Annotated in this window: 14 protein-coding genes; 5 read left to right on the top strand and 9 right to left on the bottom strand. The window is 57.8% G+C overall.

What is annotated here, in order from left to right; genetic code table 11:
- Positions 1-39: 39 nt before the first annotated feature.
- The 5 genes from GSUB_RS03730 to GSUB_RS03710 all read right to left on the bottom strand — a co-directional run bounded on the left by GSUB_RS03730 (position 40) and on the right by GSUB_RS03710 (position 4,914).
- Positions 40-231 carry a hypothetical protein gene (locus tag GSUB_RS03730; protein ID WP_040199246.1) on the bottom strand — a complete coding sequence of 64 codons (192 nt, stop codon included), beginning with the start codon at positions 229-231 and terminating at the stop codon, positions 40-42.
- Positions 228-1,214: a ferrochelatase gene (hemH, locus tag GSUB_RS03725; RefSeq protein WP_040199245.1), complete on the bottom strand. Its 987-nt coding sequence runs from the start codon at positions 1,212-1,214 to the stop codon at positions 228-230. The genes GSUB_RS03730 and hemH overlap by 4 nt, the downstream gene beginning before the upstream one ends.
- A gap of 9 nt (positions 1,215-1,223) precedes the next feature.
- Positions 1,224-2,252, bottom strand: coding sequence for a uroporphyrinogen decarboxylase (hemE, locus tag GSUB_RS03720; protein WP_040199244.1), 1,029 nt, complete (start codon positions 2,250-2,252; stop codon positions 1,224-1,226).
- 221 nt (positions 2,253-2,473) lie between these two features.
- Positions 2,474-3,592, bottom strand: coding sequence for a radical SAM/SPASM domain-containing protein (locus GSUB_RS03715; protein ID WP_040199242.1), 1,119 nt, complete (start codon positions 3,590-3,592; stop codon positions 2,474-2,476).
- Between the two features lie 224 nt (positions 3,593-3,816).
- A complete protein-coding gene (locus GSUB_RS03710) occupies positions 3,817-4,914 on the bottom strand; it encodes an NAD(P)H-dependent flavin oxidoreductase (protein ID WP_040199241.1) in 1,098 nt (365 codons plus the stop codon).
- Positions 4,915-5,022: 108 nt separating this feature from the next.
- Between GSUB_RS03710 and GSUB_RS03705 the strand changes: the two genes are divergently transcribed.
- The gene (locus GSUB_RS03705) at positions 5,023-5,967 is read left to right on the top strand and encodes a sensor histidine kinase (RefSeq protein WP_040199240.1); all 945 of its coding nucleotides are present in this window, start codon (positions 5,023-5,025) and stop codon (positions 5,965-5,967) included.
- Positions 5,967-6,680, top strand: a complete 714-nt coding sequence (locus GSUB_RS03700; RefSeq protein WP_040199238.1) for a response regulator transcription factor — start codon at positions 5,967-5,969, stop codon at positions 6,678-6,680. Before GSUB_RS03705 ends, GSUB_RS03700 begins: the two co-directional genes overlap by 1 nt.
- 4 nt (positions 6,681-6,684) lie before the next feature.
- Here the strand turns inward: GSUB_RS03700 and GSUB_RS03695 are convergent, their stop codons facing one another.
- Both GSUB_RS03695 and GSUB_RS03690 read right to left on the bottom strand, forming a co-directional pair.
- Positions 6,685-7,347, bottom strand: coding sequence for a ferredoxin-like domain-containing protein (locus GSUB_RS03695; RefSeq protein ID WP_040199237.1), 663 nt, complete (start codon positions 7,345-7,347; stop codon positions 6,685-6,687).
- Positions 7,348-7,492: 145 nt separating this feature from the next.
- A complete protein-coding gene (locus GSUB_RS03690) occupies positions 7,493-7,861 on the bottom strand; it encodes a response regulator transcription factor (protein ID WP_040199236.1) in 369 nt (122 codons plus the stop codon).
- A gap of 212 nt (positions 7,862-8,073) precedes the next feature.
- Here GSUB_RS03690 and GSUB_RS03685 point away from each other — a divergent pair, with 212 nt between their 5' ends.
- Entirely contained in the window at positions 8,074-9,066 is a 993-nt protein-coding gene (locus GSUB_RS03685; protein ID WP_040199235.1) for an NAD(P)H-quinone oxidoreductase, read from the top strand.
- A 94-nt stretch (positions 9,067-9,160) separates the two neighbouring features.
- Positions 9,161-9,679 (top strand): shikimate kinase, encoded by a 519-nt coding sequence (locus tag GSUB_RS03680; RefSeq protein WP_040199234.1) that lies wholly within the window; start codon positions 9,161-9,163, stop codon positions 9,677-9,679.
- Between the two features lie 86 nt (positions 9,680-9,765).
- Here GSUB_RS03680 and mltA read toward each other — a convergent pair whose 3' ends face one another.
- Positions 9,766-10,920 carry a murein transglycosylase A gene (gene mltA, locus GSUB_RS03675; RefSeq protein WP_040199233.1) on the bottom strand — a complete coding sequence of 385 codons (1,155 nt, stop codon included), beginning with the start codon at positions 10,918-10,920 and terminating at the stop codon, positions 9,766-9,768.
- Between the two features lie 171 nt (positions 10,921-11,091).
- On the opposite strand from mltA, the gene GSUB_RS03670 reads away from it, so the two are divergent.
- Positions 11,092-13,683, top strand: a complete 2,592-nt coding sequence (locus GSUB_RS03670; protein WP_040199232.1) for a PEP/pyruvate-binding domain-containing protein — start codon at positions 11,092-11,094, stop codon at positions 13,681-13,683.
- An 80-nt stretch (positions 13,684-13,763) separates the two neighbouring features.
- Here GSUB_RS03670 and gdhA read toward each other — a convergent pair whose 3' ends face one another.
- The gene (gene gdhA / locus GSUB_RS03665) at positions 13,764-15,113 is read right to left on the bottom strand and encodes an NADP-specific glutamate dehydrogenase (RefSeq protein WP_040199231.1); all 1,350 of its coding nucleotides are present in this window, start codon (positions 15,111-15,113) and stop codon (positions 13,764-13,766) included.
- Between the last annotated feature and the right edge of the window lie 228 nt (positions 15,114-15,341).

Below are 15,341 nucleotides of genomic sequence, written 5' to 3'. Positions count from 1 at the left end.
AGGGCGAGGCAGCGCCGCGCCCCTACGGTGAATTACGGCTTACGCATCATACTCCCGGCAGTACATCATGCCGAGAATGCCGCGGCTTTCGAGGCAGCGCGGGCAGACTTCGCCCGCGTCATTCCATTCCTGCGTCGCCATGAAAGCCCCTGCCTGAACCGCCGGGTCGTCCGTGGGGGCGTCAGGATCAAACTCTTTGCCACAGACCTTGCAGACCTTGCATTCTTTCATCGCCACTGCTCCAAGTCCTTTCGCACCAGATCCGCCATTGCCTCGATAAAATCCGGGTGATCGTTCAATGAGGGGGTGCGCTCGAAATATTCGATCCCTTTATTGCGGGCATGCTCCCGGTACTCGATGTCGATCTCGTGCAGGGTCTCGATGTGGTCCGACACAAAGGAGATCGGCACCATCAACACCGCGGGGCGCCCCTCCTCGGCCAGTTGGTCGAGGACATCGACCGTATCGGGCTCCATCCATTTGACCGGACCGCTGCGACTCTGAAAGCCCAGCCGCCAGGATCTGTTGCCAACCCTTTTCATCACGCCCCGGGTGGTATCGAGAACGTGTTCAAGATAGGGGTCGCCGCGGTCGATGAATTTCTGCGGCAGAGCATGAGCACTGAACACAATCTGCACGCGTGAGCGCAACTCTTCGGGAAACTTTTCCAGCCCTTCGCGCACCCGCGCCGCCAGGGCGTCGAGGTAGCCAGGCCAGTCATACCATTGCTCGATCACCCGGTAGCGCAGTTCGGGAGACACCCGCGCGGCATTCCGTTTGAAGTCCTTGACGCTGCTGCCGGTGGTGGCGCCGGTGTAATGAGGGTACATGGACACAACCATGGCCTGGGTGATGCCGTCGGCCTTCATCTGTTCAAGAACCTCCTCGGCGCGCGGCGACCAGTAACGCATGATCACATAGGGGCGAACCTCCTCCCCGAGAGCGGCAGCGATCCCCTCGGCCTGCGTCCGGGTCCAAGCGAGCAGCGGAGACTTACCGCCGATGGCCCGATAGTTTTCCACCACTGAACGCGCTCTCTTGCGGCTGATCAGCCGCGCCAGCGGCTTCTGAAGCAGGCCACCCAGCGGGAGTTGAATCAGATCCCGGTCGCAGAACAGATTGTAGAGAAACGGCTCGACCGCTTCCAGCGAATCGGGCCCGCCCATGTTCAGCAGGACGAGGCCGATGGGACTTCGAGGGGTTTCGTCTTTCATGACGGGTTCTTATCCTTTGGCGCTGAGCCGGTGTACGCACTCAACCATGAATTTGGCGTGCTCGGGAGGCACTGTCGGCAGAATGCCGTGGCCCAGGTTGAAGATATGGCCGGGGCGATCGCCGTTCTCGTCGAGAATCCGCTTGACTTCCTGCTCGATATATTCCGGCTGAGCGTAAAGCACAGTGGGATCGAGATTGCCCTGGACGGCGACCTCGGTTCCCAGCAGGGTGCGCGCCTTGTTGAGGGAGATGTGCCAATCGAGACCGATGACATCGGAGCCGGCCCGCTTGACCAACTCCAGCATGGTCCCGGCGCCCTTGACGAAATGGATGACCGGCACGCCCTGGCGGTTCAGCCCATCGATCAGGCGGGTGGTGTAAGGCAGAATGTAGCGCTCGTAATCCACCGGCGACAGGATGCCGCCCCAGGTGTCGAAAATCTGGATCGCCTGGGCTCCGGCCTCGATCTGGGCGTTGAGATAGAGACGGTCCATCTCGGTAACCTTGTCCATCAGGGCGGCGTACATCTGCGGCTCGGCGTACATCATGCGCTTGATCTGGGCGAAATCCTTGCTGCCCTTGCCTTCGACCATATAGCAGGCCAGCGTAAAGGGCGCGCCGCCAAAACCGATCAACGGCACCCGGCCTTCAAACTCGCGGCGCAGAATACGGATCGTCTCCAGCACATAAGGAACATCCTCTTCCATCTCGGGGATGCGCAGCGCGTCGATGTCGGCCTGGGTCCGCACCGGGTTTTCGAAAACCGGGCCGGGCGCGAAATCGAGCTTAAGGCCCATGGGTTCAACCGGCGTGAGGATATCGGAAAACAGGATGGCGGCGTCGGCACCGAGATAATCGATGGGCTGGATGGTGACCTCGGCAGCCAGCTCAGGCGTTTTGCACAGTTCGAGAAAGCTGACGTTGCGGCGCACCTCCATGTACTGGGGCAGATAGCGGCCGGCCTGGCGCATCAGCCAAACGGGGGTCATGTCGACGGGCTGGCCCCAGCAGGCCTTGATGAAACGGTAATCGGACATTGGGTATTGCCTCCTATAAAATAATCGTAACTGTTCAGCATGGGGTCGTAACTCCCATGACAAGGGTCACTTTTCGCCATCCCTGGCCGTTTGATTGGCGCCCTCCCTGGCGCCAAACACCCTTGTCATGGGAGTTACGACCCCGCGAAATGTGAATAAATACAAAACATCATCATTTGCAGGGACGTGCCTCGGGTGCTCTCGGTGTTGGCACCCTCCTTCTACGATTTGGACGCCAATTCAGCCGATTCTCTCTCCATGCGCTTGCGCGTACGGGGCGGGATGTAGCTGCAGAACGGTTCCTCCTGCAGATAGTCGCCATAAACCGCATCGGCCCGTGCGCGGCAGCCGCCGCAGACATTGACGAATTCGCACTCGCCGCACTTGCCCTTGAAGAGGCTGGCGTCACGCAGCTCGTTGAACACCCGGCTGTTGAACCAGAGGTCCTTGAAAGGCACCTGCTTGACATTGCCGACGGAGGAGTGGAAATAGGAGCAGGGCTTGAGATTGCCGAAACAATCGATCAGGCAGATGGTCTGAGCCGCGATGCAGCCTTTGCCCCCGCCGGTGGAAAATGTCAGGGAGCGGCGCTGGAAGTCGACGCCTTCGGCCTTGGCCATCTGCGGTACAATGCGATAGTAATGCGGCGCGCAGGTGGGGCGCATGAGAATGTCATCCTCCTGCCTCTCCTGCTTGTAATGCCATTCGAGGATTTCTTCGTAGTCTTCTTTCGAGATCAGCTCCGACATGATATCTTCACCGCGGCCGGTCGGCACGATCATGAACATATACCATGCGGTTGCACCAAGACTTTTCGCCAGTTTGAACGTGTCGCCGATATCGTGCTGGTTGCGCTTGGTGAACGAGGAGTTGATCAGGAATTTGATGCCGTTGCGCTTCATGATCTCGGCGGCACGCACCACGCCTTCGAAAGCACCGGGGCAATTGCGGAAATTGTCGTGAATCTCTGCGGTTGAGCCATCCAGTGAAAGGGATACCATCTTGATGTCGGCCGCCTTCATGCGGGCGCAGACCTCATCGGTGATGAGGGTGCCATTGGTCGCCATGCACATGCGCAGCCCCTTGCGGGTGCCGTATTCGGCGATATCCCAGATATCCTCGCGCAGCAGCGGCTCGCCGCCGGAGAGCACCAAGACCGGTGTGGAGACTTCACAGATATCATCGATCAGCTTGAAAGCTTCTTCAGTGGTAAAATCGCCTTCGGCCGCATCCATGTCCGATGAGCAGCGGCAATGTACACAGTTGAGGTTGCAACGCTGGGTCGTTTCCCAAGCAATCCACTTGGGGATGAACTTCTGATCCGATTTTTCAGCGGCCATGCTTTCTCCTTCTGCCGGTGGGAACAAGCGCTAAATCCATATAAACGCGCATCTTAACCCAGCCCAGCTCTTTATGGCAACAATGAAAGGGATCTCAGGTTGCCGGGCGCCCCCTGGGGCCTCAAATAAAAAGGCGAACCCCCGGAGAGGTCCGCCCTGTTTTGGCTGGATGGTGTCGATTCAGGATGAGGTCAGTGTTCACCGACACCGACGTTATCGCGGCGTCAACCGTTGGCCGCCTGGCTGACGGGCAGCCCGTCGGCCAGATCGAAAAGCTCGTCGAAAATGGCCTGTACCGTTGTGATGCGGTCGGCCTTCCAGGCATTGGTGCCGCAGAAGACCAGCCCGGTGTCCACATCGCCGCGCTGAGCCCGGTCCAGAGCGTGGACGATGCAGAAGCGCTCGCGCCCTTCCTTATAGGAACATTTTTTCAGGCATGCGGATGGGCAGTAGAGATCGACCCCCAGGTCACGTTCACGGACCTGTTCGACATTCTTTTTAATGGCGCGGCCCGGCAAACCGGCGGGGCTCATGATCAAGCCGATATCTTCCTGACGACAATCGAGGTAGGCCTTCTTGAAGGCAGGCTCCGCGTCGCACTCCTCGGTGCAGACGAAACGGCTGGCCATCTGCACGCCGTCTGCCCCTTCGCGCAGCGCATGCTCGACATCCTGGCGATCCCAGATGCCGCCGGCGGCGATGATCGGGATATCCAGGCCATGTTCGTCACGGAAATAGGCTTTGACGGCGCGCACTGTCGCATATTGATCGTAGGCCCCGAAACCGATATTTTCGATTTTTTCGCCGAGGTGCCCGCCGGCGGTATCAGGGTCTTCAACCACGACCGCGTCAGGCAGGCGGTTGAAGCTTTTTTTCCATTTGCGGGCAATCAGCTGGGCAGCTTTGAGCGAGGAAACAATGGGAACCAGCGCGACGTCCGGGAAATCCGCGGTAAGTCCCGGCAGGCTCAAGGGCAGTCCCGCGCCGCTGACGATAAGCTTGGCGCCCGCTTCGCAGGAGATGCGCACCTGGTCATCATAATCGGAGACGGCCACCATGCAGTTGGTGCCAATCACGCCGTCAGGCGCAATTTCATAGGCGAGACGGATTTCGTCGCGCAACGCCTGCTCGTTGGCAGGGAAGTAATTCTTGCCGCTGTAGTGCGGGCTGTTAAGGCCGATCCCGGCAGTGGCGACAATGCCGACACCTCCGCAAAGAGCGACATGCCCGGCGAGACGCCCGCCGGATACCCGGACTCCCATGCCGCCTTGCAGCAGGGGAAAGGGAACACGGTGTTTGCCGATGGTCAGGCTTTTGTTCATTGCGAATCCTCGCAGATAAGAGTTAAGATATAATTTCTAACAGCTTAGCAGAAGTATTCGCTTAAAAATGTAATAGTTTCGTAAAACATTCGCGCCATGAGAAAGCCTTTGAAACTTTTCGGCAGAATTATCAATCCACTGATCGCCCTGATCGGCATTCAGCTCGCCTGGGTGCTGGTCGTCCTGGTCTGGATCCGCTGGTTTCTCGGCAACCAGCAGACCCTGCGCGCCGTCGCGGAGAGATACAGTCCGGAATTCCTCGACAACAACCTTAACTGGTTTCTGCTGGCGGAAGGGCTCCTTCTGCTGATCCTGATTCTGGTGGGCGTCTATGTCATCTTCCTGTACTGGCGGCGGCAGGTGGCGCTTTACCGGGAGCAGAAAAAATTCATCTCCCAGGTGACCCACGAACTCAAATCCCCCCTGGCCTCCCTGCAACTGCACCTGGAAACCATCAAGCGGCGAAAGCCCTCGCCGGAAAAGCTTGACGAGTTCGTCGACACCATGCTGTCAGACACCCAGCGCCTGCATGGGTTGATCAACAACATGCTGACCGCCAACCGCCTGGAGCTTAAAGGCCCTCGGTTGATTCTCAAAAAAGGCAACCTTTCGCACTTTGTGCAGCACTACTTTAAAGAGAACGGCAAAAAACTGCCGGATGGCACTGAACTGGAAACGGATATCGAGCCGAATCTGTACAGCCGGTTTGAAGCCGAGTCCCTGGGAATCGTCCTCCGCAACATTCTCGAAAATGCGGTCGTCTACAGTGACGGGCCGGCGCGCATCCGGGTCTCCCTCAGCGCAGACGACCATCGATGCCATCTTGTTGTGACGGACCAGGGGCGCGGCCTCAACGAGGTGGAGCGCAAGAAAGTTTTCCGCATGTTCTACCGCGCCGAGCGGGGCAATGAACGCATCCCCGGCACGGGACTGGGACTGTTCATCTCCCGCGCCATCGTTGCCCGCCACCGGGGAAAGATCCGAATCGAGAGCGCCGGCCCCGGGCAGGGGTGCAGCGTTCACATCACCCTTCCCCGCGTCACGGAGTCCTGATGAATTCAAACGCCGCACCTCGCCGCATCCTGATCGTGGAAGATGAGGTTCATATCGCCGGGGGATTGATTTTCAACCTCGAGCAGGAAGGCTACGCGGTGCATCATGTCGAGAACGGAAGGGACGCCTTCGATCTGCTGGATCAGGAGCATTTTGACCTGCTGGTTCTCGATCTGATGCTGCCGGACATCTCCGGGCTGGAGATCTGCCGCCATGTGCGCGATTATTTTCCCGACATTCTGATCCTGATGCTGACCGCGCTCGGAACGGATGAAGACCGGATTGCCGGGCTTGCCCAGGGCGCAGACGACTACCTTCCCAAACCCTTCAACCTCGACGAGTTTCTGCTGCGGGTCAAAGCACTGCTGAGACGCGCCCCTGCAGCGGCGGCAAAACCGTCACCCCGCTTCTATCGATTCGGCGATAACAGCGTTGACCTGGAGCAGGGCCTTGCCCACACGCCCCGCGGCGATTTCGACCTGACGGATCTGGAAATAAAGATGCTCAAGGTGCTGATCAAAAAAGCGGGACAGGTTGTTTCCCGGGCCGAATTGCTGCAGGAGGTGTGGGGGGTGACTCCGGACACGGAAACCCGGACATTGGACAATTTCGTGGTGCGGCTGCGTAAATACTTTGAAAAAAACCCCGCCCGGCCGGTTCATATTCAAACCGTACGCGGGCGGGGTTATCGTTTCGTAAGAAAGCAGGGATAACTGCTTATCCCAGGGTTGCCTTGCGAAATTCCTCGATTCCCATCTCTTCGACCAGTTTGCCGAGGCGGCAGCGGCGATCCTTTTGCTTGAACCACTGCACCAGGTTATCGACAATGGCGAGGGCGTCCTCGTTGGTCGGCACATGCTCGACCAGTTTCTGCGACACCCGGGGCTGGGCACCGCCATTGCCACCGACCATAACGTTCCACCCCTTGGGGGTGCCGATCAGGGCAACATCCTTGATGCACCCTTCAGCGCAATCGTTGATGCACCCGGAAACGCCCATTTTGAATTTCCAGGGCAGTTCCAGACCGTGGTATTTTTCGTCCATCTCCAGCCCAACCGCAACGGAATCCTGCTGGCCGCGCTTGCAGAAGGTGGTGCCGGGGCAGATTTTCACCGAACGCACACAGAGACCGATGGCGGCGCCGGGCTTCTCGCCGAGATCCTCCCACATGGCATCGATATGCTTCTCGTCGAAACCGACGATGGCGATGCGCTGAGCGCTGGTGATCTTGAGGGCCTGGGCCTGATACTTCTCCGCAACATCGGCGATTTTACGCAACTGATCGGAATTGGTGATGCCGCCGGGAATATGGGGAGCAACAGCATAAGTCTGCTTATCGCGCTGAATAATCGCGCCTTTTTCCAGAATATCCTTCTTCATGAACAAATCTCCTTGCGTGGGTATTTAAACCGGGCTCAATGCAGACAATGCAGACAAAAGGGATTGGTCTTTATCAGAAAGGGAATTATTGAGAATCGCCGGAGAATTGTCAACCTTGATGCTTTTTTTTGCAGTGCCATCCGCCTTAAGTGGTTCTGCCCAGCAGCGATTCCACCGCCTCGAGCAACTCATGCAGTCTGAACGGCTTGGGCAGGTAGGCATCAACCCCCGCTTCGCGGGCCCTGTCCCGCTCTGATTTTTCGTCCTTGGCGGTGAGCATAAGAACAGGGCAGTCGCAGCAAAGGTCGCGCAGGGCGTCAATGGTCGCATATCCGTCCATCCCGCCGGGCATCATCACGTCCATGATGACCAGATCGGGAGCATCGGCGCGAACCTGCTCCACCGCCTGCTCGCCGCTGTCGGCCTGAATCACCTCGACACCAGTGTCGACGAGGGTTATCTCGATCAGCCGACGCACGCTTACCTGATCGTCAACCACCAGAACCTTCTTCACACAATCCTCATTTAAAGTAGTTTTCTTGTATTTTTCAAATACTTATACCACGAACGGAGGAATTATCCAGATTCACCCGAAAAAAACCTCAAACCGCAGAAATATAGTTTTCCGGTTGCATGCGCCACTGGATCCCCTATAATCAACAACAGCGTTTTATCTGAAATTTAAACGACAAGTGCGCAGGTGCCGCCTGCTGCAAGGAGGATTGCATGAAAGCAGTATTGCTCGACGGCTTTGGAGGAATCGATGTTTTAAAGGTAGGGGAGACGGACAAGCCCACGCCCAAAGAGGGGGAGGTGCTGGTTAAAGTTGTGGCGACGTCCATCAACCGCCCCGACCTGGTTCAGCGCGAAGGAAAATATCCGCCGCCTCCGGGAGACTCGGAGATTCTGGGCCTTGAAGTCTCAGGGGTCATCGAAGAAGTCGGTCCCGGCGTCAGCGGGTGGGAAAAAGGCGAGCGGGTCATGTCGCTGGTCGGCGGCGGCGGCTATGCGGAATATGCCGTGGCCTATGCCGATCACCTGATGCGTATCCCTGACAGCATGAGCTTCGAGGAAGCCGCCTGCGTGTGCGAGTCCTACATCACGGCCTTTCTCAACGTCTTTATGATCGGCGAGTTCCAGGACAGCCAGACCGCCATCCTGCATGGCGGCGGCGGCGGCGTGAACACGGCCGGCATTCAGCTGAGCAAGGCTCTGACCCCCAACAGCAAGCTGGTCGTCACCGCCCACCCGAGCAAAATGGAGCGGGTCAAGGAGCTGGGGGCCGACCTCGTCATCGATTACACTCAGACCCCTGACTTCAGCGACATGATCAAGGAGTTTACCCAGAAAAAAGGGGTCAACCTGATCCTTGACCATGTCGGCGCAAAATACCTGGAGCCCAACATGAAATCGCTGGGCTACACCGGCCGCCTGGTCGTCATCGGCGTCATCAGCGGTATCAAGGCCGAACTCAACCTGGCCCTGATGATGGTCAAGCGCCAGCAGATCATCGGTTCGGTGCTGCGCTCGCGTCCGGTCTCCGAAAAAGGCGAGATTATTGCCGAATTCGCCCGACGCGCCCTGCCCCGCTTTGCCGATCGCTCTATCGTGCCTATTATCGAGAAGGTCTTCCCCCTCGACCAGGTCGCCGAGGCGCACCGCATGATGGATGAGGACAAGCACTTCGGCAAGATCGTGCTCAAGATCGCCGATGCCTGACCGCAATATGACAGGCAAACAGTGAGAATGATGAAAAGGGTGGAGCTGCGGCTTCGCCCTTTTTTGGGCTTTGGGCTTTGGGGAAGGAAGCGCTATGAAGGGAGAGCGGGACAATGTTATTCTGATCGGCATGCCCGGCGCGGGCAAAAGTACCGTCGGGGTGGTTCTGGCCAAGCGCCTTGGCTTCGATTTCATTGATACCGATCTGCTCATTCAGCGCCGTACCGGCAGGCACTTGCAGGAGATCATTGCCAACGAAGGGCTTGAAAGCTTCAAAAAACACGAGGAGCAGGTTCTGCTCACCTTGTGCACGCACGAAAGCGTGATCTCCACCGGCGGGTCTGCGGTCTACAGCCAAAAAGGGATGACGGCTCTGAAAGACCGGGGCACCGTCGTTTTCCTTGATGTCCCGCTGGCGAACCTACAGCAGAGGATCAGCGACATGGACAGTCGCGGGCTGGTGATCGATCCCGGGGAGACGCTTGCAGACCTGTATCGTCAACGCCGGCCGCTCTACCTGCGCTATGCCGACCTGCGCATCAACACGGAAGGTCTCAACGTAGAGGAGACTGCGACGCGCATTGCAGAGCATTGGGCTGCCCTCCAAAGCTGATCTCCTCCCCCCAGCGGGGGGAGGTCGGGAGGGGGGAGCTGTTGAAAGAAGAGAAAGCCCGAGCTGCGGCCCTGACAGCCCCCACCCTAACCCTCCCCCGTTGGAGGGGACTGTTTTTCAGGCTCCCGGGGGAGCAGTAGCCACAGGGCGCCCTGCTGTTTCATGCGCCCGGCGTAGGATCCGGCCTCCTCTCCTACTCCCCAGTAAAAGTCGCCGCGCACCGCACCCTTGATGGCGCCGCCGGTATCCTGCGCGCCCATCAGGCGCTGCAGAGGACGCTCTTCACCAGGCCAGCGCGTATCGAGGAATACCGGCGCGCCCAGCGGCACGTAACGCGGATCGACAGCCAGGCTGTAGCCGGGCGTCAAAGGCAGCCCCATGGCTCCCGGCGGATTGCCGTCGGCAGTGTCCAACTCCCTGAAGAAGATATAACTGGGGTTTTCATCGAGAAGATCGCGTGTTTTGTCAGGGTTATCTCGCGCCCAGGCGCGGATGTTCTGCATCGACATCTGGTGCCGGGTCATCTCCCCGCGATCAAGAAGCAGCTTGCCGATAGAGCGGTAGGGGTGGCCATTCTGATCGGCATAATTCACCATGGCCGCCGAGCCGTCTTCGAACTGGATTCGTCCCGACCCCTGGATATGAAGAAAAAACAGTTCCACCGGGTCGTCAACCCACAACAGCTCATTGCCCTGCAACGGCTGTTCTTCGCCGTCGATTTTGCCGCGGGTCAGATAAGGCACCACCCGGCGCCCCTCGAGACGCCCGCGCAGGCGATAATCGCCCAGCGCGGGATAAACCTCGCGCAGATCGATCACCAGCAGATCGTCGGGTACCCCGTAAAGGGGCCAGGAAAACCGTTCGGACGGCTCGCGGCTGCCATTGAGATTGGGGACATAGTAACCGGTAATCAGGCCGCTCGACTCCCCATCGGGGGTCTGCAGCCGATAAGGGGTAAAATATTCGTGGAAAAACCGCAGAACCTCGGTGCGGTTTTCGCTATCGACCCATTTGGCGGATTCACAGACATCGCGCCAGCCGTCACGCCGCGCAAGAGAACGACAGCTTTTCATAAAAACGTCAAACCCTGGGCGGGGATCGCTTTCAGCCCACCCGCTGATGCGATCGTATGTCGTCGCAACCCGCGGCCCCTTTTCAGCAACCGGTTTTTCAGTCACCGGAGCCAGGCATCCGGCGAGAACAAGAACACAAAAGGCCGAGAAAAAACGCAGAATCCTCATTGAACAACTCTCCACTTTCAGAAAACGGATGAATCGAGGCACAGCTTGTGCCGACGGGGTTGCCATTGTATCATCTTCGTGGTTTCAGAATACAAAAATTGACCCAACAAGAAGCAGGCACACGCCATTTTTTACTTTTGAACCATGACCGCCCTCGCAAGGGGATTTGACATGACCGACGCGGAAAAAATACCCACCGGCCTGCCACGACTCGACACGGTCCTTGACGGGCTGCGCCTGGGCGACAACGTGGTGTGGAGCGTAGACCACATCGAAGATTATCAGCGCTTCGTCACGCCGTTCGCAGAGAGCGCCCTGGCTGAAAAACGCACGGTCATCTACATGAGGTTCGGCAGCCATCCCCCTCTTTTGACGGCACAGGAGGGGCTCACCATCCACGAACTCGATCCCCGGCAGGGGTTCGAAACCTTTGCGGCCCGCATTCACGCCATCATCACCGAGGCCGGGCATGGCGCCTTCTACATTTTCGATTCGCTCTCCGATCTGCTTTCCGCCTGGGCCACCGACCAGATGGTCGGCAATTTTTTCTGGGTCACCTGCCCCTACCTCTTCGAACTCGATACCGTCGCTTACTTCGCCCTGATTCGCGACCGCCATTCACTCAAAACCATCGCACGCATTCGCGACACGACGCAAGTCCTGCTCGATGTTCTGACCGCCGACGGGAAAATCCATATTCATCCTCTCAAGGTCTGGCAGCGGCACAGTCCGACCATGTTCCTGCCGCACCTGATGAAGGACGATGACGTCATCCCCCTGGCCAACAGCCATGAGGCGACCTCGCTGCTTAGCCGCTTCTCCCCCTCCAATCCCGACACGGCGCGACGTCATCTCGATCACTGGTACCGGCTCTTCCTTCAGGCTGAGAAACTGGTGGCCGACGACGACGCAGAGGATGAAAGGCGCGAGATGATCCGTCATCTGTGTCGGCACCTGATGGGGCGCGATGAGCGTATGCTGAAACTGGCGACAAAATATTTCAGCCTGGAAGATCTTCTGACGATCAAATCACGCATGATCGGCACCGGGTTCATCGGCGGCAAAACGGTCGGCATGCTGCTGGCGCGCGATATCCTTCTGAATGATCCGGACTTCGACTGGGCCGCCCACCTGGAACCTCACGACTCGTTTTTCGTGGGGTCGAATGTGTATTACTCCTACATCGTGCATAACGGCATGTGGCCCCTCTATATGCGCCAGAAAACCTCGGAGGGGTATTTTGAAGCGGCAGCCAAACTGCGCGGCAAAATGCTCGAAGGGCAGTTCCCCGATGACATCCGCGACGGCTTTCGCCAGATGCTGGAATATTTCGGCCAGTATCCGATCATTGTACGGTCGAGTTCGCTTCTCGAAGACGGCTTCGGTAATGCCTTTGCCGGCAAATACGACAGCTTCTTCTGCGTCAACCAGGGCAGCCCCGAGCAGCGGCTGACACAATTCGAAGACAACGTGCGGCGCATTTTTGCCAGCGCCATGAGTGAAGACGCCCTCACCTACCGCCGCCAGCGGGGATTGGAGAAGCTCGATGAACAGATGGCGCTGCTGGTGCAGCGGGTTTCGGGAGGCTATCGGGAAAACTGGTATTTTCCGGAACTGGCAGGCGTCGGCGTCTCCTACAACACCTTTGTGTGGGACAAGGGGATGGACCCCCGTGCCGGCATGCTGAGGCTGGTTCTCGGGCTTGGAACCCGTGCAGTGGATCGGGTGGAAGGAGATTATCCGCGCCTGGTCGCCCTCGACGCCCCCTCGAAAAGGCCGCATCACGGCGTCGAAGATGCACGCCGATTCACTCAACGCGATGTGGACGTGCTCGATATTTCACGCAATGCACCCGAAACCGTGTCTCTGCTGCGGCTGGCCAACTCCGAGAGCCGACTCCCTCTCGACCTTTTTGCCATCCGCGATGACGAAGTCACCCGCAGAATGGAAGAGCGCGGTCGCAAAGGGGAAAAAGCCTGGCTGCTGACTTTTGACGGCCTGCTGTCAAAGACCCCATTCTGCGAAACCATGCAGCGGCTGCTCAAAACCCTTGAAAAAGCCTATGATTACCCGGTGGACACCGAATTTACCGTCAATTTCACCGAAGACGGCACCCCGCGCATCAACGTGGTACAGTGCCGTCCCCTGCAGACTCGTGGCGAAAGGCAGCGGGTGGATATTCCGGAACAAGTGGACGAGGAACGACTCCTGTTCCGCAGCAAGGGCAATTTCATGGGCGGTAATATCAACCTTGAACTTTCTCAGATCATCTGGGTCGAACCCGAAGCTTACAGCCGCTTGTCCCTCTCCGACAAACACGAAGTCGCCCGCCTCATCGGACGACTCAACCGCCGCATCGGCGAACGCGAGAATGAACCAACCCTGCTGATGGGGCCGGGACGCTGGGGCACCAGCACCCCTTCCCTGGGCGTTCCCATTACTTTTTCAGAAATCAACAACATGGCCGCTTTGAGCGAAGTGGCTTTCTCCGCAGAAGGGCTGATGCCGGAATTGAGCTTCGGCTCTCACTTCTTCCAGGACCTGGTGGAAGCGGACATTTTTTACCTGGCCCTGTTCCCCGAATCTCCCCGGGTCATGTTCAACCGTGCCTGGCTTGAGCGCCAGCCCAACAACCTGGAAGGGCTGATGCCGGCCAGCAGCCGTTTCAGGAACGTGGTCAAGGTCTGTCGCCTGAAACAGGGTGGATTCCGGTTACTGGCCGACGTGGTCAGCCAGCGCCTGATCTGTACTCTGCCTGAGTAAAAGCTTCCTCTTCAAACGAAAAAATCCCGGCCGCAAAGCCGGGATTTTTTCGTTTTATCGTCGATGGAATAACTGCGGGATCACACAAGTCCCATCGCAACCATGGCCTTGGCCACCTTGACGAAACCGGCAATATTGGCACCGTTGACATAGTTGCCAGGCGTACCGTATTCCTCGGCGGTTTCATAGCACAGGTCGTGAATATTCCTCATGATTTCGTGCAGACGTTTTTCCGTGTGTTCAAAGGTCCAGGAATCACGGCAGGCATTCTGCTGCATCTCCAGCGCGCTGGTGGCAACGCCGCCGGCATTGGCCGCCTTGCTGGGCCCATAGGCGATCTTGGCGTCGAGGAAAACCCGCACGCCTTCCGGGGTGGTGGGCATGTTGGCTCCCTCGCCGACCGCGATGCAGCCGTTTTTGACCAGCATTTCGGCGTCCTTGCCGTTGATTTCGTTCTGCGTCGCGGAGGGCATGGCCACATCGCAGGGGATCGCCCAGATATTGCCATTCTCCACGTACTTGGCGTCTTTGTGATAGTTGCAGTAATCCTTGATGCGGCGACGCTCGATCTCCTTGAGCTGCTGCACCAGGTCAAGATCAATGCCTTTTTCGTGGTAAATGTAGCCGTTGGAGTCGGAGCAGGCCACGACCTTGCCGCCAAACTGGTGGATCTTCTCAGTGGTGTAAATGGCCACGTTGCCCGAGCCGGACACGACGCAGGTCTTGCCGTCGAAGGATTCGCCGCGCGCCTTGAGCATCTCCTGGACGAAGAAAACGGCACCATAGCCGGTCGCTTCGGTACGAACCAGCGAGCCACCCCAATCGAGACCCTTGCCGGTCAGCACGCCGAGTTCGTAGCGGTTGGTGATGCGCTTGTACTGGCCGTACATATAGCCGATCTCACGACCGCCGACACCGATATCGCCGGCCGGTACATCGGTATGTTCGCCGATGTGGCGATAAAGTTCGGTCATGAAACTCTGGCAGAAACGCATGATTTCATCATCGGATTTGCCCTTGGGGTCAAAGTCGGAGCCGCCTTTGCCGCCGCCGATGGGCAGGCCGGTGAGGCTGTTCTTGAAAATCTGCTCGAAACCGAGAAACTTGATGATCCCGAGATAAACCGAAGGATGAAAGCGCAGGCCGCCCTTGTAAGGGCCAAGCGCGCTGTTGAATTCGACGCGGAAACCGCGATTGATCTGCACCTGGTTTTTATCGTCCTGCCAGGGCACACGGAAGATAATCTGACGCTCCGGTTCGCAGATGCGCTCGATGATGCTGTGATGAGAGAATTCGGGATGTTTGACCAGCACCGGACCCAGGCACTCGAGCACTTCGCGCACGGCCTGATGAAATTCCGTTTCGCCGGGATTGCGTCGCAGGACTTCCTGATAAATCGGGGCTACTTTTTCATCGAGATGTACGGTCATGGTAAAAAACCTCCTGAAGTATTTTTTTTGGCAATCCGCCTGTCCCCTGGGGGGGGACGTCTTGATCTGCTCTACTTAGAATAACGGGAACCGGACTATAATAAGCAAACAGCAGGCCAAAAAAAATAATATCAGCACAAAGTTCATAAACAACTGTCACAAAACATTTTTTTAACTTATCAAAACTGAATCGAACCGCAGCTTAATTATGTATACATAAACTTTGAG

It is taken from the genome of Geoalkalibacter subterraneus (genome assembly GCF_000827125.1).
Classification (GTDB): domain Bacteria; phylum Desulfobacterota; class Desulfuromonadia; order Desulfuromonadales; family Geoalkalibacteraceae; genus Geoalkalibacter_A; species Geoalkalibacter_A subterraneus.
This window is presented reverse-complemented; position numbering and strand designations above follow the sequence as displayed.